The 24,478-nt window shown below is 62.1% G+C and carries 23 protein-coding genes; 11 read left to right on the top strand and 12 right to left on the bottom strand.

Annotated features, from left to right (window positions below; translation table 11 throughout):
• The first annotated feature begins 14 nt into the window (after positions 1 to 14).
• From CIW50_RS29340 to CIW50_RS14585, 3 genes are all read left to right on the top strand, one after another.
• Positions 15 to 611, top strand: a complete 597-nt coding sequence (locus CIW50_RS29340) for a hypothetical protein (RefSeq protein ID WP_197738373.1) — start codon at positions 15 to 17, stop codon at positions 609 to 611.
• A gap of 468 nt (positions 612 to 1,079) precedes the next feature.
• A complete protein-coding gene (locus CIW50_RS14590) occupies positions 1,080 to 2,066 on the top strand; it encodes a TorF family putative porin (protein WP_149531943.1) in 987 nt (328 codons plus the stop codon).
• A gap of 70 nt (positions 2,067 to 2,136) precedes the next feature.
• On the top strand, positions 2,137 to 2,649 hold the full coding sequence (locus CIW50_RS14585) for an HPP family protein (RefSeq protein ID WP_149531942.1): 513 nt from the start codon (positions 2,137 to 2,139) through the stop codon (positions 2,647 to 2,649).
• Between the two features lie 16 nt (positions 2,650 to 2,665).
• Here CIW50_RS14585 and CIW50_RS14580 read toward each other — a convergent pair whose 3' ends face one another.
• A complete protein-coding gene (locus tag CIW50_RS14580) occupies positions 2,666 to 4,411 on the bottom strand; it encodes an ABC transporter ATP-binding protein/permease (protein ID WP_149531941.1) in 1,746 nt (581 codons plus the stop codon).
• A gap of 281 nt (positions 4,412 to 4,692) precedes the next feature.
• Here CIW50_RS14580 and CIW50_RS14575 point away from each other — a divergent pair, with 281 nt between their 5' ends.
• Together CIW50_RS14575 and CIW50_RS14570 are read left to right on the top strand one after the other, a co-directional pair.
• A complete protein-coding gene (locus CIW50_RS14575; RefSeq protein ID WP_149531940.1) occupies positions 4,693 to 6,360 on the top strand; it encodes an L-lactate permease in 1,668 nt (555 codons plus the stop codon).
• Positions 6,361 to 6,528: 168 nt separating this feature from the next.
• Positions 6,529 to 6,924 (top strand): META domain-containing protein, encoded by a 396-nt coding sequence (locus CIW50_RS14570; RefSeq protein ID WP_149532104.1) that lies wholly within the window; start codon positions 6,529 to 6,531, stop codon positions 6,922 to 6,924.
• Positions 6,925 to 7,011: 87 nt separating this feature from the next.
• Here the strand turns inward: CIW50_RS14570 and CIW50_RS14565 are convergent, their stop codons facing one another.
• The 3 genes from CIW50_RS14565 to CIW50_RS14555 all read right to left on the bottom strand — a co-directional run bounded on the left by CIW50_RS14565 (position 7,012) and on the right by CIW50_RS14555 (position 10,462).
• Positions 7,012 to 8,220 carry a hypothetical protein gene (locus CIW50_RS14565; protein WP_149531939.1) on the bottom strand — a complete coding sequence of 403 codons (1,209 nt, stop codon included), beginning with the start codon at positions 8,218 to 8,220 and terminating at the stop codon, positions 7,012 to 7,014.
• 200 nt (positions 8,221 to 8,420) lie between these two features.
• Positions 8,421 to 10,067 (bottom strand): chaperonin GroEL, encoded by a 1,647-nt coding sequence (groL, locus tag CIW50_RS14560; RefSeq protein WP_149531938.1) that lies wholly within the window; start codon positions 10,065 to 10,067, stop codon positions 8,421 to 8,423.
• A gap of 98 nt (positions 10,068 to 10,165) precedes the next feature.
• The gene (locus CIW50_RS14555) at positions 10,166 to 10,462 is read right to left on the bottom strand and encodes a co-chaperone GroES (RefSeq protein ID WP_089261928.1); all 297 of its coding nucleotides are present in this window, start codon (positions 10,460 to 10,462) and stop codon (positions 10,166 to 10,168) included.
• Between the two features lie 310 nt (positions 10,463 to 10,772).
• Between CIW50_RS14555 and CIW50_RS14550 the strand changes: the two genes are divergently transcribed.
• Positions 10,773 to 11,300, top strand: a complete 528-nt coding sequence (locus tag CIW50_RS14550) for a hypothetical protein (protein ID WP_149531937.1) — start codon at positions 10,773 to 10,775, stop codon at positions 11,298 to 11,300.
• A gap of 35 nt (positions 11,301 to 11,335) precedes the next feature.
• Complete coding sequence (locus CIW50_RS14545; RefSeq protein WP_149531936.1) at positions 11,336 to 12,544, top strand: MFS transporter; 1,209 nt, start codon at positions 11,336 to 11,338, stop codon at positions 12,542 to 12,544.
• A gap of 13 nt (positions 12,545 to 12,557) precedes the next feature.
• Here CIW50_RS14545 and CIW50_RS14540 read toward each other — a convergent pair whose 3' ends face one another.
• Positions 12,558 to 13,328, bottom strand: a complete 771-nt coding sequence (locus tag CIW50_RS14540; protein ID WP_149531935.1) for a protein phosphatase CheZ — start codon at positions 13,326 to 13,328, stop codon at positions 12,558 to 12,560.
• Between the two features lie 296 nt (positions 13,329 to 13,624).
• Between CIW50_RS14540 and CIW50_RS14535 the strand changes: the two genes are divergently transcribed.
• The gene (locus tag CIW50_RS14535; RefSeq protein ID WP_149531934.1) at positions 13,625 to 14,413 is read left to right on the top strand and encodes a L,D-transpeptidase; all 789 of its coding nucleotides are present in this window, start codon (positions 13,625 to 13,627) and stop codon (positions 14,411 to 14,413) included.
• A 68-nt stretch (positions 14,414 to 14,481) separates the two neighbouring features.
• Here the strand turns inward: CIW50_RS14535 and CIW50_RS14530 are convergent, their stop codons facing one another.
• Both CIW50_RS14530 and CIW50_RS14525 read right to left on the bottom strand, forming a co-directional pair.
• On the bottom strand, positions 14,482 to 15,291 hold the full coding sequence (locus CIW50_RS14530; protein ID WP_149531933.1) for a DUF2076 domain-containing protein: 810 nt from the start codon (positions 15,289 to 15,291) through the stop codon (positions 14,482 to 14,484).
• Positions 15,292 to 15,411: 120 nt separating this feature from the next.
• A complete protein-coding gene (locus CIW50_RS14525; RefSeq protein WP_149531932.1) occupies positions 15,412 to 16,317 on the bottom strand; it encodes a LysR family transcriptional regulator in 906 nt (301 codons plus the stop codon).
• Positions 16,318 to 16,450: 133 nt separating this feature from the next.
• On the opposite strand from CIW50_RS14525, the gene CIW50_RS14520 reads away from it, so the two are divergent.
• Together CIW50_RS14520 and CIW50_RS14515 are read left to right on the top strand one after the other, a co-directional pair.
• On the top strand, positions 16,451 to 17,524 hold the full coding sequence (locus CIW50_RS14520; protein ID WP_149531931.1) for a tartrate dehydrogenase: 1,074 nt from the start codon (positions 16,451 to 16,453) through the stop codon (positions 17,522 to 17,524).
• A 75-nt stretch (positions 17,525 to 17,599) separates the two neighbouring features.
• On the top strand, positions 17,600 to 18,568 hold the full coding sequence (locus CIW50_RS14515; protein ID WP_149531930.1) for a tripartite tricarboxylate transporter substrate-binding protein: 969 nt from the start codon (positions 17,600 to 17,602) through the stop codon (positions 18,566 to 18,568).
• Here the strand turns inward: CIW50_RS14515 and CIW50_RS14510 are convergent.
• The 5 genes from CIW50_RS14510 to CIW50_RS14490 all read right to left on the bottom strand — a co-directional run bounded on the left by CIW50_RS14510 (position 18,565) and on the right by CIW50_RS14490 (position 23,562).
• A complete protein-coding gene (locus CIW50_RS14510; RefSeq protein ID WP_149531929.1) occupies positions 18,565 to 19,410 on the bottom strand; it encodes a ChbG/HpnK family deacetylase in 846 nt (281 codons plus the stop codon). The genes CIW50_RS14515 and CIW50_RS14510 overlap by 4 nt on opposite strands.
• Positions 19,407 to 20,450: a glycosyltransferase family 2 protein gene (locus tag CIW50_RS14505; RefSeq protein ID WP_149532103.1), complete on the bottom strand. Its 1,044-nt coding sequence runs from the start codon at positions 20,448 to 20,450 to the stop codon at positions 19,407 to 19,409. The genes CIW50_RS14510 and CIW50_RS14505 overlap by 4 nt, the downstream gene beginning before the upstream one ends.
• 93 nt (positions 20,451 to 20,543) lie before the next feature.
• Positions 20,544 to 21,521, bottom strand: a complete 978-nt coding sequence (gene hisG / locus CIW50_RS14500; protein ID WP_149531928.1) for an ATP phosphoribosyltransferase — start codon at positions 21,519 to 21,521, stop codon at positions 20,544 to 20,546.
• Positions 21,518 to 22,684 carry an ATP phosphoribosyltransferase regulatory subunit gene (locus CIW50_RS14495; protein ID WP_149531927.1) on the bottom strand — a complete coding sequence of 389 codons (1,167 nt, stop codon included), beginning with the start codon at positions 22,682 to 22,684 and terminating at the stop codon, positions 21,518 to 21,520. Before CIW50_RS14495 ends, hisG begins: the two co-directional genes overlap by 4 nt.
• A 113-nt stretch (positions 22,685 to 22,797) precedes the next feature.
• Entirely contained in the window at positions 22,798 to 23,562 is a 765-nt protein-coding gene (locus tag CIW50_RS14490; protein WP_149531926.1) for a 16S rRNA (uracil(1498)-N(3))-methyltransferase, read from the bottom strand.
• A 203-nt stretch (positions 23,563 to 23,765) separates the two neighbouring features.
• Between CIW50_RS14490 and CIW50_RS14485 the strand changes: the two genes are divergently transcribed.
• Positions 23,766 to 24,470: a hypothetical protein gene (locus CIW50_RS14485; RefSeq protein ID WP_172980334.1), complete on the top strand. Its 705-nt coding sequence runs from the start codon at positions 23,766 to 23,768 to the stop codon at positions 24,468 to 24,470.
• Positions 24,471 to 24,478 lie beyond the last annotated feature (8 nt).

Here is a 24,478-nt window from a genome sequence, read left to right as displayed (position 1 = left end):
ACAGGAGGACCACGATGGCTAAAGGCAAGAAGTCGAAGAAGGACAAGAAAAAGCAGAAGAAGCTTTTGACTGCGGCGAAGCCCGCCAAGAAGTCAGTCAAGAAATCCGCGAAGAAGGCTGTGAAGAAAACGGCCAAGAAGGCCGCGAAGAAATCAGCCAAGAAGACGGTGAAGAAGGCGGCCAAGAAAGCCACCAAGAAGACCGTCAAGAAAGCCGCGAAGAAGTCTGCCAAGAAGGCGCCGAAGAAAGCTCCCGTCAAAAAGACGGTGAAGAAGGCCGCGCCGAAAAAGGTTGCCAAGAAAGCGTCACCGAAAAAAGCTGCGCCGAAGAAGGCAGCCAAGAAGGCGGTGAAGGTTCCTTCCGCGCTCTTGGCCAGCACGGCGCCCGCGCCGGCCGTGGTTGAGGCGTCTGTGCCGGTTGCGATGCCGCCGAAGCCGCCGCGCAAGCCGCGGGCCCCCAAGCCGAAGCCGGTCGCACCGGCGATCGCTGAGACACCGAGCTGGGCGGCGCCGGAGCCTGATCCGTCACCGGTCGAAGGACACTCGTCCGGCGAGACCGCGCCAATCGAGTCGCCCGGCTACACGGCGCCAGATCACGACGAGTCCAGGTAGTCGGATCAAGGCTAACCATCGGTTCTGTTCAACCGACTGATATCTGAGGAAACCGCAACGCTCGTCGTTGCGGTTTTTTCTATGGGAACGCCCGGTGCGGGCGTGCTCGATTCCGGCGTGTCGCATCAAATCCGCAGGGGCGATTCGAGCAATCGTCGTCCCCCGGAGGCTGTGGAGGGCAGGTACTCACCGCTTCCGGGAGGGTAATTAACAATTCCCAACCAGTGATAATTCCTCCTGGTGGTATTTTTGGGCTGGAATCCCTCAAAAAACGTTGTGCTTTTGCAACACCGCGCCACAACCTCTCACGGAAACGTCAGAACGCCTATTTAGGCGGCACTTGCTCTTTTTTTTTCCTTCACCGCTCCGCTTTTGCGCCTCAGAGTTGCGTCCAGTTGATGAATTTCGCGGTCTCGCCGTCTTTCGGACACGGAACTGCCTCTGGTTTCAAAAGTGATGGGGAATGTCATGAAGAAAATTGTTGTCGCCTCTGCTGCGGTGCTCGCCATGGGGATGAGCTCAGCTTCCGCAGCCGATCTGGGCGCGAAGATGTACAAGAAGGCGCCGCCGATCGTGGCTGCCTACGATCCTTGGGACATCGCTTTCGGCGCTGCGGTCATGAGCAACTACGTATTCCGCGGTATCACCCAGTCGAACGGCAACAAGGGTTCGGTGGCAGCTTATTTCGAGCCGCGCTATAACATCACCAAGGACGTCCAGATTTACGCCGGTGTTTCGGGTGAGAGCATCTCCTTCCCGAATCGCGCTTCGATGGAGCTCGATGGCTACTTCGGTATCCGTCCGACCTGGGGCGCAGCAGCGTTCGACTTCGGCTTCTTCTATTATGGATATCCGGGCGGCCAGTGCTTCAACACCCCAGCCTTCTGCGGTGGCGATATCAACGCCGTCGCGCTGCCGAACGGCAGTGTCGCCAAGAAGAACGCCAGCTTCTATGAAGGCTATGCCAAGCTCAACTACACCTTCAACGACTACTTCTCGCTGGGCGGCAACGCGTTCTACTCGCCGAACTTCCTGAACACTGGCGCAGAAGGCACCTATGCTTCGATCACCGGCAAGGTGATTGCGCCGTCGACCTGGTTCGGTTCGACCGGTATCGGCTCCTACGTTTCGGGCGAGTTCGGCCGTCAGTGGCTGGGCACCTCGGATTCCTTCTACGGTACCGTCGCCTTCCCGAACGGCATCAAGTATGCCGACTACAACACCTGGAACATCGGCATCGGCTTCACCTACAAGGTCTTCACGCTGGACCTGCGTTACTCGGACACCAACCTGTCCAAGGGTGATTGCAACGCCTTCACTTCGGACTTCACGGCTGCTTCCTCGGGCACCAACTTCACCGCGATCAACCCGTCGGGCGCTGGCTCGAGCTGGTGCGGCGCGACTGGCATCGTCAAGCTCTCGGCTGACCTGACCGCGATGTCGAACCTGAAGTAAGTACTTCGACTTAAATCAAAGGGGCGGCAGAGCAATCTGCCGCCCCTTTTTCTTTTGGGATAGAGCTTCCATGAATCGGGACTGGTTGCGGCGCGCAGCGAAGACGATCCGTCGCAACAATCATCGCAATGCGCTGGCCGGTGCCGTTGCCGGGCTGGGGGCGGGGATTGCCATCGGTGTGATGGAGTTCTTCTCGGCGGTTGCGCATTATCCGCTGGTCATCATTCCTTTTGCGACCTCGATCGTCCTTGTGATCGGTTCCCCGGAAGCCGAACCGGCGCAGCCGCGGGCGCTGATCGGCGGACACATCGTCGCGACGCTGGTAGGGCTCGCGGTGCTCAAGCTGACCGGCCCCCATGCCTGGGCCGCCGCCATGGCAGTCGGCCTCGCTGTGCTGGCGATGTATGTCACCGGCACATTCCACCCGCCTGCCGGGATCAACCCGTTGCTTGTCGTGTCTCACGCACTACCGTGGACGTTCCTGCTCGCGCCGGTGCTGGTCGGCGCGTTGCTGCTCGCGAGCTTCACGTTTGTCTGGCATCGCTATGCGGCAGGCCGCGACTGGCCGCGGCACTGGCTTTAGCGGAGCGCGTCACTTCTCAGGTGGTTTCCATCCTGGACTTTGCATCTCCTAACGCGAAGTGATCGCCGGACCGCGTTAGCGACACCTTGCGCTGATGCAAAGCATCGAGCGTGTTGCGGTGGCCGATCGAAATGATGGTCGTGTCGGGCAGCTTGTCTTCCAGCAGCCGGTACAAAGCCGCTTCCGATGGTTCGTCGAGCGACGCGGTCGCCTCGTCAAGGAAGAGGTATTGCGGCTTTTGCAGTAGCGCGCGGGCGACGCCGAGACGCTGTTGTTCGCCGAGCGACAGCATGCGATTCCAGTGGCCATCTTCGCCAAGCCGGGTCGCCAGCGCAGGCAGACCCACGGCAGCGACGGCCCCCGCTATCTCCTGTGGGCTGAACGCGTCGGTCCCGGCGGGATAAGCCACCGCATCCTGCAGCGTGCCGACCGGAAAATACGGCCGCTGCGGCAGCATCATGATCGCCGCATCCGCGGGGATCGAGATCTTGCCCTTGCCGAATGGCCAGATGCCGGCGATGGCGCGAAACAGTGTGGATTTTCCGGAGCCCGATGGGCCCGTAAACAGCGTGCGTTCCCCGCGGCGGAAACTGAAGCCCGGCGTCTGCACCATGGGAGCGCCACTGGGGAGGGTGAGCGTCAGATCACTCAGCGCGATGTCACTGGTGCCGATCTCAGTGGCATGAACGATATCGGCCTTCGTCGTCAGCGCCTGTACGTTGGCAATGGCTGTCTCGAAGCCATCAAGGCGCATCACGCCGGACTGCCATTCCGCCAGCGTGCGATAGGCTGTGACGAAGAATGAAAGCGCACCCTGCACGGTGCCGAACGCATCCGCAGTCTGCATCACGGCGCCGAGCTGGACCTTCTCCGCAAAGTAGGCTGGCGCGACCAGAACATAGGGCAGGATGATCGCGATCTGCTGATAGCTGACCGTGAAGGATGTCAGCTTCTTGGTGCGGCGCATGATGTCGATCCAGTTGCCGACGACCAACTGGAAGCGGGTCGAGAGCCGCTGGCGCTCGACCGGTTCGCCGCGCAGCAGCGCGATCTGCTCAGCATTTTCGCGCGCACGCACCAGATTGAAGCGGAAGTCCGCTTCATAGCGCTGCTGCTGGAAATTCAGTGCCATCAACGGTGCACCGATATAGTGGGTCAGCGCGGTGCCGATCACGGCATAGACGAGCGCGCCCCAGACGAGATAGCCGGGAATCGGGATATCCCGACCGAACACATGCAGCGGCGCCGCGTCGGACAGGCCCCACAGGATGATCACGAAGGAGAGCAACGTAACGACCGAACTCAGCAGGCCGATACCGATGTCGAGGGTCTTCTCCACGAACAGCTTCACGTCTTCGGCGATGCGCTGATCCGGATTGTCGGCAGCGTCGCCCTGCAGCTGCATGCGATAGTGGTTGGCGTCGGCGAGCCAGTTGCCGAGATAGCGCTCGGTCATCCAGCGCCGCCAGCGGATCTGTAACCACTGGTTGAGATAGAGCTGATACACTTTGAGTGCGATGTTAATGGCCGCGAGAACGCTGAAGTAAGCGAGCTGATAGGTGAAGACGTCGAGGTTTCTTTCCTGCAGCGCATTGTAGAAAGTGTTGTTCCAGCGATTGAACAACACGCTGAGGCCGACCACTGCCAGTTCGATAGTGATCACCGCCGTAAGCAGTCCGATCCCCGCCCATTTATCCTCGGAACGAAAATAGGGAATCGCGATCCGCCAGACGGTCGCGAGGGTAGAGCGGATGTTATTCACAGATCGTCTCCGGGAGGAGGGCGCTAAGTCCCTCAAATCAGAATGGAATTAGAGCGTTTAGACTAAAGTTGCTGGTTTGATGGCCTGCGACGCCTTGTCGCGAAACTGTGATTCACCCTAGCATGGCACCGAAGGTGAGATATGGGGCCTCGCATTCGCACAGCCACGGGCGCTGTTGGGCTTTGACCGATCGCGGATGCCCTCGCAAGTGAACAATCAGCAATTTGCCGATCGATAACGATCGTGCCGCTGCAATAATATTATAATGGGGGAGAACGACCATGTGGAATCAGGTCTACAATCCATTCAATAGCAGCGCGATCTCGACACTCGTCGCCGCGATACCGGTGGTCGTCCTGCTGGTGCTGATCGCGACCAACAAGGTCAAGGCGCATATCGCTGCGGTCATCGCGCTGGTGCTCGCCAATCTCGTAGCGATTTACGCATTCACGATGCCTGCCAACATGTCGATCCGCGCATCGGCGCTCGGTGTCGTTACCGGCTTCTTCCCGATAGGTTGGATCGTTCTCAACGTTATCTTCATGTATCGCCTCACGGTGGACAGCGGCCGCTTCGAGGTGCTGCAGCGCGCCATCGGCGGTGTCACCAATGATCGGCGTCTGCAGATCCTGCTGATCGCGTTTTCGTTCGGCGCCTTCTTCGAGGGCGCGTCGGGCTTCGGGACGCCGGTGGCCGTCACCGGCGCCGTGCTGATCGGCCTCGGCTTCTCGCCGCTGGCCGCGTCCGGCCTGTCGCTGATTGCGAACACTGCGCCTGTCGCCTATGGCGCGCTCGGCACGCCGATCCAGGGCCTCGCCACCGTCACCGGCTTCGATCCCTTCGTTCTGGGTGCGATGGTCGGTCGGCAGTTGCCGGTCTTCTCGATGATCGTCCCGTTCTGGGTGGTCTGGGCCTTCGCCGGCTGGAAGGGCATGAAGGAAGTCTGGCCGGCGATTCTCGTCACCGCTCTGTCCTTCGCAATCCCGCAATTCGTGATTTCGAACTACATCAATCCGTGGATCGTCGATATCGGCGCCTCGCTGATCTCAATGGGCGCGCTGATCCTGTTCCTGAAGGTCTGGCAGCCGAAGACGGTGTGGACCTCGGCGGCGCTGCGCCAGCGCGACGACTCCGCGTCGACCGTGCCGCCGGTGAAGCCGATGAGCACGGAAAAGTTGACCTCCGCCGAAGTGTGGAGGGCACTGACGCCGTGGATCATCCTGTGCGTGATCCTGCTGATCTGGGGCACCAACTGGTTCAAGGGCATTGTCAATCCGATCTTCACCTGGAATTACCCGGTGCCCGAGCTGCACAACATGATCAACAAGGTGCCTCCGGTGGCCGCCAAGCCGACGCCGGAAGGTGCCGTATTCTCGTTCACTTACGTGTCCTTCACCGGCTCGGGCATGTTGCTGGCCGCGATTATCTCCGGCTTCATCATGGGCTTCTCGCCCGCCAAGATGATCCTGGAATATGGTCGCACCATCAAGCTCTGCGCCTACTCGCTGATCACCATCTCGGCAATGCTCGCGATCGGCACGCTGACGCGCCTGTCGGGCGTGGACGCAACGCTCGGTCTGGCCTTTGCGGCGACCGGCGTGTTGTACCCGTTCTTCGGCACGCTACTGGGCTGGCTCGGTGTGGCGCTGACAGGGTCGGACACGGCGTCGAACGTGCTGTTTGGCAATCTGCAGAAGATCACCTCCGAACAGCTCGGTCTGTCGCCGATCCTGATGAGCGCGGCGAACTCGTCCGGTGGCGTGATGGGCAAGATGATCGATGCGCAATCGATCGTTGTGGCCTCGACCGCAACCAACTGGTTCGGGCATGAGGGCACTATCCTGCGCTTCGTATTCTGGCACTCGATCGTGCTGGCCTGCATGGTCGGCCTGTTCGTGATGCTGCAGGCCTATGTCTATCCGTTCACGCTGATGGTCCTGGCGCCGTAGACCGCACGTAGCGAAGCAATGACGAATCCCCGCGGCTGCAAGACCGCGGGGATTTTTCATTTCGGTGCCACATTGTCTCCGTTCGGTTCTGGTCAACCGGTGCCGCCGCGCGTAGAACCGCGGCCATTGTTGCCACTTGCCGTCACGCCGAGAATTCATATGACTCCTATGACCAGATTGCTGCGGGCCGCTTTTGCCAGCGCCGCACTTCTAATTGTCGTCCCCGCGCATGCCGCGGAAGAGTTTCCATTCGGCATGGAGATGACCCTCGACGCGCAGCGTCAGCCCGGCTCGAAGCGGATTCCCAATCTGGAAATCGGCGACGCCGGCGAGGTGCGGGTGGAGTTGTGGTGCAAGGGCGGAAAAGGGCAGTTCTCAGTCGCCGGCAACACGGTGATCTTCGTGGCTGGTGCCATGGATAACCGTAGCTGCTCAGATACGCAGGCACAGCTCGATGATCAGTTGTTGACCGATCTCGGCGCAGCCACCAACTGGCAGCGGCGGGGCGACGCCATTACGTTCGTAGGCCCCAAGTCACTGCGGTTTCGGCTGAATACTAACTGATGGTTCTTGAGCGGCAGTGTTTCTTTCTTCTCCTTTCCCTAGTGAAGCTTCGCTAGGGAAAGAGAGGAAGAAAGAGGTTGGCGCAGCTCACTTCCAGTTCGAATTATCCGCATCCCAGCGCTGAGCCTTGAACTCCGCCGCGACGGCGGCAACCGCGCCGTTGTCGTCGCGCGGATCGCTTTCTTCATCGGCCGTTGGCGAATCCGCGAGAGCAAGCTTCGCGCCTGAGTTCTCATCCGCCGTGGTGACCGCCGGCGTGCCGACCCACAGGATGAGCTTGTCAGTCGTGCCGGGCTTGTCGGGAGCGATGATCGCGCTGACCTCGACCGTCTCCGTCAATTCGAGCGCCGGCAGAACCTGGCTCGGGCGCTTGAAGGTTAGCTTGAGCTTTCCGGTCTCGTCATCCCATGAGCTGGTTGCAGGTTTGCCCGACATGGTCTTGGCGAGAATGTTCGCCAGTGTCGTCGCTACCTTGTCGCGATTGATCTTGTCGCCGTCGCGCCAGTCGGCGGCCGCAAAGCGCACGGTCCGATCCATGTCGATGGCGCCCGTGGTCCAGCCGACGTTGACGACGCCAGGATAGGTCTTGGTCTTGGCGATGAAGGCGGCAGCGCGTTCCGGATCGATGGCGAGGCTGATGACCTGCTCGCCGGCACGCAACGCATCGCAGGAGACTGCCAGGCTGTTCAGCGCGACCTCGACGCTCTGCCCGCGCAGTGTGCGCACGAAATCCAGTGCGGCTTCCAGCTTGATCTTGACTGCGATCGCTTCGGGCGACACTTCGGCGAAATCCTTCGGGGCCGGCGCGATATTGTCGTCCGTGGACTGGTTGTCCTGGAATTCCTTCTCGCTCTGATCGGAGTTGTCCGAGGACGTCACGTTGTTGTTGGTCTGGCCGACCGAAATCTGTCCCTTGAATTCGAACGTGTCGCCGGTCGGCCGGCGGTTCAGCTTGATGGTCACCGGCAGCTTGTCGACCTGGGTCTGCGTTGCGCCGGTCAGCGTCGAACCGCTGACCGTGAGGTTGGCGACGAAGCGATCCTTGCGGTCGCTGCCCTTCTCGGCGGGATAACAGACATCAAGCGTCGCCGCCGTGACGGCCTTGCCCTGCCGGGTCTCCCGCAGGATGACGTCGGCATTGCCGTTCATGACGCCGTCGATCGAGGTGAAATAGCGCGTCTCGGGGCCCGCCGGCTGGCTCTTCGGCGCGGCTTTCACCTGCGCGAAGGCGTGGTGGACGGTCGCAACCGACGCGGTGACCGTAAGGCCGAGCAGACAAAGATGAAGCGCGCGCATTTCAAAAGTCCCTGGACGTGATCGACGTGTCTCCGGGCGGATTTATCTGATTCCGCCCATGCGAGATTAATCACGGGATTGAATCAGAACCGCGACCAAGGCGAAAGGCCATAAGTCGCAGGCGCATTGTATCAGGGCAAAAAAGAAGGCCGCCCGGAGGCGGCCTTCGATCACAATGCAGTTGAGCGTGAAAGCAGGGCTTAGAAGCCCATGCCTCCCATTCCGCCCATACCGCCGCCACCGCCGGGCATCGCCGGTGCAGCTTCCTTCGGCAGCTCGGCGACCATGGCTTCGGTGGTGACCAGCAGGCCGGCAACCGAGGCGGCGTCCTGCAGTGCAGTGCGCACCACCTTGGCCGGATCGATGATGCCCTTGGCGACCATGTCGACATAGGTTTCGGTCTGCGCGTCGAAGCCGAAGGTCTCGGACTTCTCGTCCAGGATCTTGCCGACCACGATCGAACCTTCCACGCCGGCGTTTTCGGCGATCTGGCGGATCGGAGCTTCCAGCGCCTTCAGCACGATGTTGATACCGGCCTGAACGTCGGAGTTCTCGTTGGTGAGACGGCCGACGGCCTTCTTGGCGCGGAGGAGAGCGGTGCCGCCACCGGGGACGATGCCTTCCTGAACGGCCGCGCGGGTCGCGTTCAGCGCGTCATCCACGCGATCCTTCTTTTCCTTTACTTCGACTTCGGTCGCGCCGCCGACGCGGATCACCGCGACGCCGCCTGCAAGCTTGGCCAGACGCTCCTGCAGCTTCTCACGGTCGTAGTCCGAGGTGGTTTCCTCGATCTGAGCCTTGATCTGGTTGACGCGGGCCTCAATGGCCGGCTTCTTGCCAGCGCCGTTGACGACGGTGGTGTTTTCCTTGTCGATCACGACCTTCTTGGCGCGGCCGAGCATGGCGAGCGTGACGCTTTCCAGCTTCATGCCGAGATCTTCCGACACCAGCTGACCGCCGGTCAGGATTGCAAGGTCTTCCAGCATCGCCTTGCGGCGATCGCCGAAGCCCGGTGCCTTGACGGCGGCAACCTTGAGGCCACCGCGCAGGCGGTTGACGACGAGGGTGGCGAGGGCTTCGCCTTCAACGTCTTCAGCAATGATCAGCAGCGGCTTGCCCGACTGCACCACGGCTTCGAGCACCGGCAGCATGGCCTGCAGGCTGGAGATCTTCTTCTCGACGAGCAGGACGTAGACGTCCTCGAGCTCGGCAGTCATCTTCTCGGCATTGGTGACGAAATAGGGCGACAGGTAGCCGCGATCGAACTTCATGCCTTCGACGATGTCGACTTCGGTCTCGAGCGACTTGTTCTCTTCGACGGTGATGACGCCTTCGTTGCCAACCTTCTGCATTGCCTGGGCAATCATCTTGCCGATGGCGGCATCGCCGTTGGCGGAGATGGTGCCGACCTGAGCGACTTCAGCGGAGGAGGCGACCGGCTTGGCGCGTTTGGTGATGTCCTTGATGACGGCGGCGACGGCGATATCGATGCCGCGCTTGAGATCCATCGGATTCATGCCGGCAGCGACCGACTTGGCGCCTTCACGCACGATCGCCTGGGCCAGCACAGTCGCGGTGGTGGTGCCGTCGCCCGCTGTGTCGTTGGTCTTGGAGGCGACTTCGCGCAGCATCTGCGCGCCCATGTTCTCGAACTTGTCCTCGAGCTCGATCTCCTTGGCGACGGTGACGCCGTCCTTGGTGATACGAGGAGCGCCGAACGACTTCTCGATCACGACATTGCGGCCCTTCGGACCGAGCGTGACCTTGACGGCGTTGGCGAGAATGTCGACGCCGCGCAGCATGCGATCGCGCGCGTCTCCGGAGAATTTAACGTCCTTGGCTGCCATGTGATGGTGCTCCTGAATTCTTGAAAGGTGAAACTTAAAACGCTGTCACGGCCGGGCTTGTCCCGGTGGTGACAGCGTTTTGTGGAAGGCGGCGTCGCTTAAGCGATCACGCCCATGATGTCCGACTCCTTCATGATGAGGAGTTCTTCGCCGTCGAGCTTGATCTCGGTGCCCGACCACTTGCCGAACAGAACCTTGTCGCCGACCTTGATGTCGATCGGGATCAGCTTGCCGGCTTCGTCGCGGCCACCGGGGCCCACGCCGACGACTTCGCCTTCAGACGGCTTTTCCTTGGCGCTGTCCGGGATGATGATGCCGCCCTTGGTCTTCTCGTCGGCGACGATGCGCTTGACGACGACCCGGTCGTGCAGCGGGCGGAATTTGGTCTTGGCCATGGGAGTGTCCCTTTGGGTTTGCGATTTCGTTGCCATCTCGGAGGCGGGCGGGAATCCAGCCGGAACGCTCGGGGCGGCCGGCTCATTCCCTTAGCAATCGCGCTCCGGGAGTGCTAATTGAGCGTCCGGGAAATATGGCCAGACGCTTTTTGAGTCAAGCGAGGCCTTAAGGCCTTGGTGAGGCCAATATAGGATGATCTGGAAACCATAATGGAGAGTCGGCGTAATTCTGCCGACCTCATTGCGCCGTCATGTGTTTTGCGCTTGGCTGCCGGGACGGGCAGCCGGGGAATTTGCTCTAGGGGATAATATGATCAGGTCACGCTACGCCCGCACGGTTGCCCATCTGGCGATCGTTTCAACTTTGGCGCTGTCATTGGGCGGGTGCGGCACGTCTGGTGGATTGGGTGGGTTCAGCTTTGGGAACTCGCAGCCGGCACCGCCGTCGGAACCGCCGCCGGCACCGGAATTGCCGGCCTCGATCCGTTCCGAGGAACTCGTCGGCCGCTGGGGCTTGGCGTCCTATATGAATCCCAATGATCGCGTTCGTACCGAGAACGCTGCGCGTGGCCAGTGCAAGCAGCCCTACATTATCGGCCAGGGCGCCACCGGTGGCGTCATCATGCATCTCGCTGACGAGGCGACGCCGCAGGAGCTGCGTCTGAAGGGCTCACCGAGCGGCAAGAACTATATCGGCCCGCCCGGTCCCGCCGGTGGCGAGAAGGACCGCGAGATCGTCTCGTTTGACGGCCGGGTCCTTGTCACGCGCTTCATCGACAAGGACGCGGCAGTCCGTTACGGCAACATGGTTTATGTCCGCTGCGCGCCCAAGGCGTAGAGTGGGTCCCGCCATCCTGCTGACAACGTGAGATCATGCATCGACTTCGCGACCTTGTTTTCGGACCGGGCCGTGCGGTCCTCGTGCTGGCATTCACCCAGATCCTGACCTGGGGCATTCTGATCTACCCGCCGGTGCTGACCATGCCGCATGTGACGGCCGCACATGGCTGGTCGCTGGCCTTCGGTATGGCCGGCTTTTCGTTGGGGCTGATCGTGTCGGGTCTGCTGTCGCCTCTGGTGGGCGGGCTGATCGACCGGCACGGGGGCAATGTCGTTATGGCGTCGGGCGCGCTTGCCGGTGCTTTGGGCCTTGCCCTGTTTTCGATTGCCGATCACCCCGCGGCCTATCTGGCCTGCTGGTTGTTGCTCGGTGCTGCGATGGCCGCGTCGCTCTATGATCCGGCCTTCGCCACGCTGACGCGGATCTTTGGCGCCTCGGCACGGCGGCAGATCACCTTTGTGACCTTTGCGGGTGGCTTCGCCTCGACGATCGGCTGGCCGGCGACCCATCTTCTGCTTGAGGCTGTCGGCTGGCGCGGCACCTATCTGACCTTCGCGGCGATCTTCGCCTTTGTCGTTGCGCCGCTGCATGCTTTTGCATTGCCGCGCCACGTCGCCGTCCCGCCTCTGCCTGTGGCGGACGCCGTTGTCGTCCCGCAGCAAGCAACGTTGCGGCCGGAGGGCTGGCCGTTCATCCTGCTGGCGGCGGCTTTCTCGCTCTACAGCTTCATTCTGTCGGGCGTGACGTCGAACCTGTTGGCAATGCTGGAGCGCGGCGGGCTGAGTGCGGCGACGGCGGTAACCATCGGTGCGATGTTCGGTCCGGCGCAGGTGGCGTCGCGCCTCGCGGATTTCATGCTGGCCGGGCGCACCCATCCACTGTGGATCGCGCGCGGGGCGGTGGTAGTGGTGGTTTGGGCCTTCGCGATGCTGGCCTTTGCGGGGATTTCGTTTCCGCTGGCGGCATTGTTCGCTATCGGCTTCGGCGCCGCCAATGGCGTCATGACCATCGCACGCGGCGCGCTGCCGCTTCTGATGTTCGGTCCGGTGGGGTATGGTCGCGTCATCGGCCGTATCGCACGGCCAGCTTTGTTCGTGCAGGCCTTTGCGCCATTCGTGGTGGCGTCCGCGGTCGAGACGCTGTCCGACCGTACCGTCCTGCAACTGGGCACGCTGGGCGCCCTGATCGTCCTGGGGTGTTTTCTGGCAATCCGTCCGCCGGGTGTCGCCACCCGGCGTTAGTCGGTCGTCAACCCTAGCCGAACAATGCGTCGATATCGTCCTGCGAGGCATGGCCGACATCGCCATCCAGCTTCGGACCGTTCAGCAGTTTCTCGTCTTCGCCGCGCTCGTCAACCTTCGCTGGCGCATGCGCCTTGATCTCGTCGACGCCACCCCAGATGTCCATCATCGCGGTGATGCGATTCTCGATGAACTTCATCGTGGTCATGACCTTGCTGATGCGCTGGCCGGTGAGATCCTGGAAGTTACAGGCTTCAAAGATCGCCACGACACTGTCGCCGATCTCTTCCAGCATTTGCTTCTGCTGATCGGGCGAGGTTACCTTGCTCAGTGCAGTGGCGGCATTGTCGATCGCTTCGGCGGCAGCCAGGATCTGCTGCGTGGCTTCTTCGGTGCCACCGACGACAGCGCCGAGTTCGCCGTTGACCTTGGCCATTTCGTCGCCTTCGAAGCTCTTGCCGTGAAGAACTGCGATTTCCTGCTTGGTGCGGGTAATGGCATCGTGGATGAGGTCGAGTTCGATCTTCAGCTTCTCGCACTGCTCGATCTGCGCACGATAGGTCGCAAGCAAGGCCTGCGCTTCCGCGATCTGCTGATCGGCAGCGGCGCCGACCTGGTCTGTCACAGCATTGCGAGACGGCGCTCCCATCTGCGCGCGGATAGCGCGGAGTTCGGTCATGATTTCGCGATGCATCGGCATTGGCTCGCTGCCCACCACTTCATTGGGCATAGGTGCGGTACCGAAAACTTCTTCAATGCGAAATCGCTTGCGACGAACAGACATCAGGTCCCCCAACGTTCAATCAATCCCCCGTTCGTATACGCATGAGTTTAACGTGAAGTTCACGCGGGAACAGTGCACCGATAGTCAGGCGTCGCGGCGAGAACTGTTAGTTAACCATGAGGTCTTCGCGTTTATTCAAAATAAACGCTACTCGACAGAACTGCACCGTTTGACGACGTGGTGAATCCAAATGGCGATTGTGTTTACCAAACCGAGGCGATTTTAACCTTAAATCGGAGCGTGCAAAGCGCTTCTCAGGTGAGAACGCGCACGACGAAACAGTGCAGAGTACGTCGATGTTCAAAAAGTTCTCGCTCACGCTTCTTGCCAGCGCGTCATTCATTAGCGCCGGATTCGATCAGGCGGTTGCGGTCGAGGCCGCAGCGCCATTCGCCGAACCTTCCGTGGTCTATGCGCCGCAGCCGCAGCGCCCCATGCAGCGCACGGCCTATGCCGAACGCTCGCGCATGGGCGGCGGCTTCATCGAGTTTCTGTTCAGTGATGGTCCGGCGCAGCAGGGCCAGCGCTATCAGCAGCCGGAATATTCCTACGAACAGCGTCGTTCGATGCTGCCGCCGATGGATCCGCAACAGCGCGTCTATCAGCAGGAGGAGACGGCGGATGCCGCCCGCCCGACGCTCGATCCCAAGTATCAACCGCAAATGGTCGAGTATCAGGGCAGCGAGAGTGCCGGCACCATCGTCGTTGATACGCCGAACAAGTTTCTGTTTCTGGTGCAGGGCGGCGGCAAGGCTATGCGCTATGGCATCGGTGTCGGACGTCCGGGCTTTACGTGGTCCGGTGTGAAGACAATCACGGCAAAGAAGGAATGGCCGTCGTGGACGCCGCCAAAGGAAATGCTGGCGCGCCGTCCTGACTTGCCGCGTTACATGGAAGGTGGTCCGGAAAATCCGCTCGGCGCGCGTGCGATGTATCTCGGTTCGACCCTGTACCGCATTCACGGCTCCAACGAGCCTTGGACAATCGGCACGAACGTATCGTCTGGGTGCATCCGCATGCGCAACGAGGACGTCATCGATCTCTATGGCCGCGTTGGCGTCGGAGCACGGGTCGTCGTGATCTGATCGATCTCACATCACATGAAAACGGCCGCTCGTGAGAGCGGCCGTTTTTTTGTTGCGGGTCTAAACGATCAGGTGAAATCGCTGTCGTCGGAGTCCATATCCATCGTGTCGTAGTCACCGTCGTCCTGGTCTTGATCCTGGTCCTGATCGGCATCGGCCTGCGCCTGATCGAACGATCCGGCACGGGAGCCGCCGGACGAGCCGATATCATTGACGCCGGCCTGATTGCCGAGGCTGCCGCCGGACGAATCCGAACCGGAGCTCCATGGGCTCTTGCTCTCGCTGGCATTGGCGGCATCGCCGAAACCTTGCTGATGGCTGCCACCCATCATCGAGCGGATGCTGCCGAGCAATAGCGAGCCGCCGACCACGCCGGCTGCCGCCGCTGCGGCTGTACCCAGGAAGGAACCGCCACCACCGCCGGCCTGAGGCTGCTGCTGGCCAAACTGGCCCGGTGCGGGACCTTGGCCATAGCCGCCCTGACCATAGCCACCCTGTGGCTGCGGCTGGCCGAGGACCTGCCCGGTGTTCCAGGCAGCGCGATTGGGTTCAGGCGGGCGCACACTCGGCACCGAGCCGCGCGGCTGGTTCGGGTTCTGGCCCTGACCGAACAGCGCGTCACGCATTGAATCGAGGAAACCGCCCTGAGCGGCCTGTTCGGGGGCGCCGTTGCCTTCCAGCTGCTGGATGCGCTCATGGGCGCGCTTCAGCGCTTCGTCCTGCAGCAATACGGTCTGCACCAACGCATAGAGCGCATTGGGTGCGCGGCGCTGGCCCTGCGCAATGGCGTCGAGCGCGTCCGGATCGCGTGGCGCGCCTTCGACCTTGCTGAGCCGGTCAAAAAGATCGTCAACCAGTTGGCGTTCTTGCGGTGTCATGGCGTCCTCTGTCTTCAAAGCGCGCTTGCTTTGCGCGCTGGAGATGTAGTGACGCTTTGTGTCGCAATAAGTGCCGCCTGGATTAAATTTCGTTATGCGACAAAACGACCGGCGGCCTTGTCACGCTTCCCGCGCGTAACGCGCCAGATTGGCCTGCAGCATCTCCAGAAGCTGATCCCGTGCGGGATCGCGCGTTCCTCGCACCCAGGCGGCGGCGAGGGGCAGTTTGTTCATCCCCGACGTGCCCAGAGGCATATAGCGAACGCCGCGTGCCGGCATGCGGGAGGTCCAGCGCGGCACGATCGCCAGCCCGATCTCGGCGGCAACGAGATTGACGATGGTCTGCTTCTCGTCAGCGATCTGCACGACATTGGCCTGCAGGCCGGCTTCCGCAAACAGTTTCATCGTCAGGTCGTGACTATGCGGCCGCGAACGTCGCTCCGGCACGATCAGCGGCTCGTCGGCGATCTCCGCAATCGTCAGGCTCGCCCGCGATGCCAGCGGGTGACGTTCGGAGACAGCGACGACCGCCGTCTCGTGAAACAGAAACATGAATTCCAGTCGCTTGTCGGCGCTCTCAGGCGGCCGGACGAAAGCGAGATCGAGCCGACCCGAGAGCAGGCGGGGCAGCAGCCGGATAGTCTTGTCCTCGACCAGTTGGATCGCAACCTCCGGGGCTCGTTCGCGATGATCGTGCAGCAGTGCTGGAACCAGCCCCGCAGCGGCGCTGTCTATGGCGCCGACGCGGATCGTGGCTGCGCGGGCCCGCACGCGCGCCCGGAATGACGATGCGATCTGGTCGGCGCGGAGGAGGAGGTCGCGCGCTTGCTTCAGAAACTCGGCGCCGTCATCGGTCAGGGCAACGCTGCGCGTGGTGCGCGTAAGCAGACGGGTGCCGAGGTCGTCCTCCAGCATACGGATAGTGCGGCCGAGCGCCGACGGCATCATTTCGAGCCGCCGCGCCGCGCGGCCGAAATGCAGCTCGTCCGCTGCCACAGTGAAGCAGCGTAGCTGGTGCAGATCCATCGGTCCTCCCGGCGAGCTCTCATCGCCTCGACAACAAATTATATCATTTATTTGTATAATCAAATGCGATTGAGCTGCGCGCAGCCTGCCTGCAGGGTGAGGAAAGCAAGCTCAACCCAGCAGAGACCTTTACATGCGCACATATTCTATCGCGGCCATTCCGGCCGACGGGATCGGCCCCGAAGTCATCGCCGCCGGCACCCGTGTGCTGGAAGCGCTGCAGAAGCGCGTCGGCGACGTGGTTTTCAATGTCGAGACCTTTGACTGGGGCTCCGCATATTACCGCAAGCATGGCGTGATGATGCCAGCCGACGGTCTGCCGAAGTTGAAGAAGTTCGATGCGATCTATTTCGGCGCTGTGGGCGCACCTGATGTGCCCGACCACATCACGCTGTGGGGCCTGCGGCTGCCGATCTGCCAGGGCTTTGACCAATACGCCAATGTGCGCCCGACCAAGATTCTGCCGGGCATCACCTCACCGCTGCGCAACGTGAATACCGGCGATCTCGACTGGGTGATCGTGCGTGAAAACTCTGAAGGCGAATATGCCGGCTGCGGCGGACGTGTGCATCGCGGACTGCCCGAGGAAGTCGGCACCGAAGTCTCGGTGTTCACCCGCGTCGGCGTGATGAGGATCATGCGCTATGCGTTCAAGCTGGCGCAGTCGCGTCCGCGCAAACTACTCACTGTCGTCACCAAGTCGAACGCGCAGCGCCACGGCATGGTGATGTGGGACGAGATCGCCGACGAAGTGTCGAAGGACTTCCCTGACGTCACCTGGGACAAGATGCTGGTCGACGCCATGACCGTGCGCATGACACTGAAGCCGCAGAGCCTCGACACCATCGTCGCGACGAACCTTCACGCCGACATTCTCTCCGACCTGGCCGGTGCATTGGCCGGCAGCCTCGGTGTCGCGCCGACGGCGAATATCGACCCGGAACGGCGCTTCCCCTCGATGTTCGAACCGATCCACGGCTCGGCTTTCGACATCACCGGCAAGGGAATCGCCAATCCTGTGGCCAGCTTCTGGACTGCGGCACAGATGCTCGATCACCTCGGCGAACCGGATGCCTCGGCGCGGCTGATGCGTGCGGTGGAGAAAGTCTGCGAAGCCGGCATCATCACACCGGATGTCGGCGGCAAGGCCACGACGAAAGAAGTGACCGACGCAGTGGTGGACGCAATCCATAGTTCGAACGTCTGACGCGATTTCCGAACGCCCCGGCCTCACCGGGGCGTTCGCCTTCAATAAATCAAAACAATATTCAGGGAGGATCTCATGAAAGCCACAGCTACACTTGCGTTTGCGATTACGCTGGCAAGCTCCGCTGCCTTCGCACAGGGCTATCCCAACAGGCCGATCACCATGCTGGTGCCGTTCGCGGCCGGCGGTGCCACCGACACCGTCGCGCGCGTCACCGCGGCGACCATGTCGAAACTGCTTGGCCAGACCATCATCATCGAAAACGCCACAGGCGCCGGCGGCACCATCGCGGCGGCCCGCGCGGCCCGCGCCGAGCCGGACGGCTACACGATCCTGATCCATCACATCGGAATTTCTACGGCTGCGACGCTGTATCGCAAGCTGCCTTACGACACCAAGACCGCCTTCGCGCCGATCGGCCTCGTCACCAATGCGCCGATGACCATCATCTCCAGGCCGAACCTGCCGCCGAACACGCTTGCCGAACTAATTACCTATATCAAGGCCAACGGCGACAAGATGACTTTCGGCAATGCCGGCCTCGGCGCGGCCTCGCAGCTCTGCGGCCTGATGTTCATGAATGCCATCGACAAGCAGATCCTGTCGGTGCCCTACAAGGGTAATGGCCCGGTGATGAACGATCTGATCGCCGGCCAGATCGATCTCACCTGTGACCAGACCACCAACACCACCGGCCCGATCGCAGCCAAGCTCGTGAAGAGCTACGCCATCACCACCAAGACACGCCTGTCGTCGATGCCGGATCTCCCTACGGCCGACGAGGCCGGCCTGAAGGGTTTCGAAGCGGGCGCCTGGCACGGCATCTATGCGCCGAAGGGGACGCCCGATGATATCGTGCAGAAACTCGCCAAGACGCTGCAGGAATCGCTGCGTGATCCTGAGTTGATCAAGCGCTTCAACGACATCAACACCGATCCGGTGCCGCAGGATCAGGCGACGCCGCAGGCATTGAAGAAGCAGCTCGACAGCGAGGTCGATCGCTGGGCGCCGATCATCAAGGCTAGCGGACAGTTCGCAGACTAGCGTGCGAGAGTGACGTTGTTTGCCACCAGCAGCTGCGCGAAGGCTTCGCTTGCCAGGTATTGATATTCGCGCTCGCGCTGGTCGGTGAACGGATCGAGATCGACCAGGATGTCATCGACATGGCCGGGATGGCACATCACCAGCCCGCCATCCGGGAGGCCGTCGAGAAAGCCGGCCATCAGGGCACCGAAGTCGGCCTGTTTGGCGAAATCATAGGCGCCAGCGAATCCCGGATTGAACGTCACGCCGGCGCGCGTCGCACGCCTGCGAAACGTGGCGCTCAGCGTGTCGAGCAACAGCGCCTTCGGATTATCGAGGCGTTGGCCTAACGGCAGCATACGGCCGGATTGTCGAACCCATGCCTTTGGCGCATGTTTCTTCACCGCGGCGAGGATCGCATCGCGCACTTGGGGGAACGTCTGCACGTGCTGGTGCCCGTCGACATAATCAGGTGCGCGTCCGAACAGGGTCGCAAACTTCGCAACCTGCGCGGTCAGCTCGGTTTGGATCGCCTCGCGATCGAGTTTTCGCAACAGGCTGAAACGCAGCATCCTGCCAAGCGGCAGGAACAGTTCATCGAGCAGCGGTCGGTAATGCATCGTCAGTGGATGAAACGGCGCGGTCAGCGTCGCGTGTAGCCCGATCTCGCAATTCGGATTCTTGGCGACGGCATCCTGCAGCGCACTCACGTCATCGCGCGAAATCGCAGGACCGACGACCATCACGGATGTGGCGTTGAGGCGCCCGAGTGCGATGAGTTCGCGGATGCCCTGATTGACGCCGGGGCTGATGCCGTAATCGTCGGCGCAGAGCGTGATGCGGCGCAGGGCAGCGCCGGTCATTCGGCGGCGGTCCGGTCGGTGGTTTGTACCGTGCTTTCGGTCGCGTTGCGCTTCACGCTGTGTTCGGCGACGAAATAGATCGGCCGCGCCTTCAGCTCGGACAGGATCTTGCCGATATATTCGCCGAGTACGCCGATCATGAGCAGCTGAACGCCGCCGATGGTCATCAGGCCGACCACGAGAGACGGATAGCCCGGCACTGATTTGCCCGAGATCCACGTCTCCCACAGGATCGAGATCCCGAACAGGAACGCGCCGAAGGCGAGCAGCAGCCCGAGCAGGCTCGCGAAACGCAGCGGCGCGACCGAGAACGAGGTCAGGCCTTCGATCGACAGGCCGATCAGCTGCTTCGGATTGAAAGACGTGACGCCATGCTCACGCGCCGCCGGTTCATAATCGACGCGGAGCTGGCGGAAGCCGATCCAGGTGGCAAGTCCCTTGAAGAAACGATTGCGCTCCGGCAACTGGCGCAGTGCCGCGGCCGCGCGTGGTGACAGCAAACGGAAGTCGCCGGCATCTTCCGGAATTTTCTGCCGTGCGCCCCAGTTGATCAGCGCATAGAAGCCGCGTACGGCCTGGCGGCGCAGGAAGGATTCGTTGTCGCGATGGGCTTTGGCCGTGTAGACGACGTCATAGCCTTCGACGATCCAGTGACGCACCAGTTGCTCGACGAGCGTTGGCGGATGCTGGCCGTCGCCATCCATGAACAAAACCGCGCCTTTGGTAACATGGTCGAGCCCCGCCATCAGGGCCGCTTCCTTGCCGAAATTACGCGACAGCGACACGACCTGAACGTCGAGCGACGTGGCTTGCAGGCTGCGCGCAACCGCCAGCGTGCCATCGGTGCTGCCGTCATCGACATAGACGACTTCGCATGCGAGGCCGTGACGCTCCTTCAGCGTGGTCGCGAGCACGGCTAGCCGCTCATGAAACAAAGCGAGGCCGAGTGCCTCGTTGTAGACAGGCACAACGATCGACAGGCCTTGTGCCGCGGCGGTCGCGGCATCGGTCGAGAGGCTCGATACGTCGCTGCCCAGCATCATCGATCAGAATCCAACATCCAGAATATGCTCATGAATCATATGGTAATCGGCCAGCGCGCTTGCCAGCAAGGCGAAACGCCGCGCTGCGCATTACTGCCGCAGGAAGGCCTCAAGTTTGGCGAATAGCGGATTCTCGCGATCCATCACATAGTCGAGCGACGCCACGGACACGGTGTCGGCGCCGTTGGCACGCAGGAAGCTGCTGAGCGCATAAAGCTGTGCCGGCGGGCAGTGCAGCGTGATCATGCCCGACGACGTCGGGCCGCCGAACGGCGATACCACGCCGAAGCGGTTATGCGCTTCGGTGAGCAGCGCCTGATTGCAGCCGGCAAAGCGGGTGCGCACTTCCTTGTACTTGCTGGCGCGGGCGCGCGCGGCGATGTGATCGAGAATGATGCTCGCTGTATCACGCGCCTGCGGCGACCAGTCGGCAGCGCGCGATGCGACGAGATTGGCCTGGCTGCGCAGGATCACGCCGTCATCTAGTACCTTGAGGCCGTTGGCGACGAGGGTCGCACCGGTGGTGGTGATGTCGACGATCAGTTCGGCGGTGCCGGTCGCAGGTGCGCCTTCAGTGGCGCCGGCGCTTTCGACGATGCGATAGTCGACCACACCATGGGACGCGAAGAAGTTTCGCGTCAGGTTGATATATTTGGTGGCGACGCGCATGCGACGATTGTGCTGCGCACGAAAGCCGGTGGTGACGTCATCGAGATCGGCCATGGTGCGCACGTCAATCCAGGCCTGCGGCACCGCGACGACCACATTGGCGCTGCCGAAGCCAAGACCTTCGATCAGTGCAACCTTCTTGTCGGCGTCAGGGATGCTCTCGCGCAGCAGGTCTTCACCGGTAATGCCGAGATGCACGGCGCCGCGCGCCAGGTTCGAGGCGATCTCGCTGGCCGAGAGATAGGCGATTTCGACGTTGTCGAAGCCGGCAATGGTGCCGCGGTAGTCGCGCACGCCGCCGGGCTTTGCCAGCGTCAGGCCGGCGCGGGAGAAGAAGGCTTCGGCGTTTTCCTGCAGACGTCCCTTGGAGGGAACGGCAAGGACGAATGGTGCTGTCATGACGCGCTCCCGGAAACCAGCGCCGAGGACGCGTTTTGGGTCAGTGCTTCGATCCAGATCGAGAAGCCGACCGCTGGGATCGGCGTAGCGGAGCCGAGCTGCGTCAGCAATCCGTCATAGCGGCCGCCAGCGACCAGCGGCTCGGTGCTATCGCCCTTGCGGTGCAGTTCGAATTCGAAGCCGGTGTAGTAGTCGACGCCGCGGCCGAACGACGTCGAGAAACGCGTCCTGGTGGTATCGATACCGCGCGCCGCCATGAAGCCGATGCGGCTTTCAAATTCGTCGATGGCGGCCGTGATGTTGAGTTTGGCATCGGAGGCGAGCTTGCGCAGTTGCTGCAAGGCATCGTCGGGATCGCCCGAGATAGCGAGGAAGCGCTTGATCAGCACCAGTGCATCGCGCGGCAGCGCGCCGCCTTTCAGCGTCGACTGTTCGAGGAAGCGGTCGGCGATTTCCGCCACCGAACGGCCGCCGACATTGGTGGCGCCGGCGATCGACATCAGGTCGGTGACCAATGCCAGCGCCGCCTTGCGGTCGGAGCCGGCCAGCGCGGCGAGCACGCCCTCATATTCGTTGCGGACGGGCGACTCCGCGAGTGTCAGCCGGTCGAGATCGTGGGTCAGGCTGACCTTGCGGTTGAAGTCCTTCATCAGCCGGCGCTTCCACACCGGATACAGATTGAGCGCCTCGATCAGTGCCGCGAACAGTGCGACGTCGCCGGTGCGAATTTCGATGTCAGAGAGACCGAAGGCGGCCATCGCCTCAAGACCGAGCGCTAGCATTTCAGCGTCTGCTGCGGCGCGGTCCTGGCGGCCGAAGGATTCGATGCCGGCCTGCTGGAATTCGCTGGCCGTGCCCTGCCGATAGCGAAACACCGGGCCGAGATAGCTGAAGCCCGCGGGCTGGCCGGCCTGCAGTGAGGCGAGATAATCGCGCGCCACGGGGATCGTGAGATCCGGCCGCAGGCACAGCTCTTCGCCCGACGCGTCTGTCGTCAGATACAGGCTCTTGCGGATGTCTTCGCCGGACATGTCGAGGAACGGGTCGGCCGGCTGGAGGATCGCGGGCTCGGCATGGACGTAGCCGGCCTCGGCAAACGACAACAGCAATGCATCCGCCCATGCGGCGGATCCGGTCGCGCGAGGGGCGGCGGGTTTGGTCATCTCGAAGTCCAGCAATCTCAATAGAGTGGTCGTTGGCGCAGCCCATAGCATGGCGGTTGCGACGTTTCGACCACCATCGCCCGGTGGCCTTAATGTGGGGTCAGGGCGGCGCCTTATTTGCCTACTTGGTTACCATTCCAGTCACCAAGGGCGGTTTGCACCAGTGCCAGCGCAGCCACGGCGGCGGTATCGGCCCGCATGATTCGAGGTCCCAGCGCCAGTCGGAGAATATTGGCCTGTTTCAGCAGAAGGGCCCGCTCTTCCTCGGCAAAACCGCCTTCCGGGCCGATCAGCACATCAATTCCGGCTGAGGCGGCCGTGCGGGCGCCGGTCAGCGCCGCCACGGGATCGGCCACTTCGGCGGCTTCGTCGCAGAAGATCAGCAGCCGCTTGGCGTCCCGCTGATCGAGATATTTGGGCAGGTTCAGCGGCTCGGCGACCGTAGCCACGCTCAGGATTCCGCATTGTTCGGCAGCTTCCACCACATTGGCGCGCATCCGCTCGGTATTCACCCGGCTGGCTTGGGTAAAGCGCGTCATGACCGGCTGCAGCGCCGCGGAGCCCATTTCGATGGCCTTCTGCACCATGTAGTCGAGCCGGGCGTGCTTCAGCGGTGCGAACACATAGGTCACGTCAGGCAGGCGATCCTGCGGCCGGGTTTGGGCCAGCAGCGTCAGGCGGTCGGCCCGTTTGCCGCCGGAAATGGCGGCCTGCCATTCGCCGTCCTTGCCGTTGAACACCAGCACCGAGGCGCCGGAGCCAAGGCGCAGCACATTGCCGAGGTAATTGCTCTGGTTGCGGTCGAGCGAAATAGTGGCGTCGGCTGCAAAAGGCGCGTCGACAAAGAGGCGGGGACTGCGGAAATCGGCTTGCGGCATCGTTCATGTTCCATTCAGAGGGCGAGCTTTAGCCCAACTGCGACGAATTATCATGCGAGAACGTGGGTTTGCGCCGCGCTGCCGCCCGAATCCGCGTGCTGTTGGTGGGTTGTTAAGGCTTGGCAGGAATCGTAGAAAGTCCTGAATCAGGATGGGCTTCGCCCCCCGACATATCGGGGCACTGAGCTGCCGGAGGAATATCTGTGATCATCCGTCGTTTGATTGTGCCGCTCACCATGGCTGTCTTCGCCATGCAGGCTGTGGAAGTTCATGCCCAGGGCGCGTTTCCCGCGCCGCTGCCGGGCAACAGCTCTGCCGCGCCTGCGAATTCGTCGCCGTTCCCGCCGGTGAATGGCGCGCCTGCGAGCGCATCGCCATTTCCGCCGATCAATGGTTCGGCTGCCGCGCCCAGCGCGTTCCCCTCAGGCGGCGCTGCACCGCTTGGTGGCGGCGGCTTCGGCGCTCCCCCGCAGCAGCAGGCGGGCCCGCCCGGCGGCGAGGATTGCATGAAGGGCTTTCTGCCCCTGCGCCAGGACGCGGAAAAGAAGGGCGCTGCCATCAAGGCTGCGAGCGAGCGTCGCGCGCCTCCGGACGAGGCCTGCAAGCTGATCACCTCTTTCTCGCAGACCGAAGTCAAGATGATCAAATACATCGAGGCAAATGCGCAGAAGTGCGGCATTCCGGCCAATGTCGGTGAACAGATGAAGACTGGTCACAAGAACACCGAAGGCATGCGGCAGAAGGTCTGCAGCGTTGCCAGTCAGCAGCAGCGTGGTGGTGGGCCGGCTGCTGCACCGCGCCTCAGCGACGTGCTGGGCTCGTCGGCATCGCTGCCGGAGGCCAACAATGCGCGCAAGAGCGGCGGCACCACCTTCGATACGCTGAACGGCAACGTGCTCACCCGATGATCGGGTGG

It is taken from the genome of Tardiphaga sp. P9-11 (assembly GCF_008329525.1).
Lineage (GTDB): Bacteria > Pseudomonadota > Alphaproteobacteria > Rhizobiales > Xanthobacteraceae > Tardiphaga.
The sequence above is the reverse complement of the archived record's forward strand: the minus strand, read 5'-3'. Positions and strand labels throughout refer to the sequence as shown.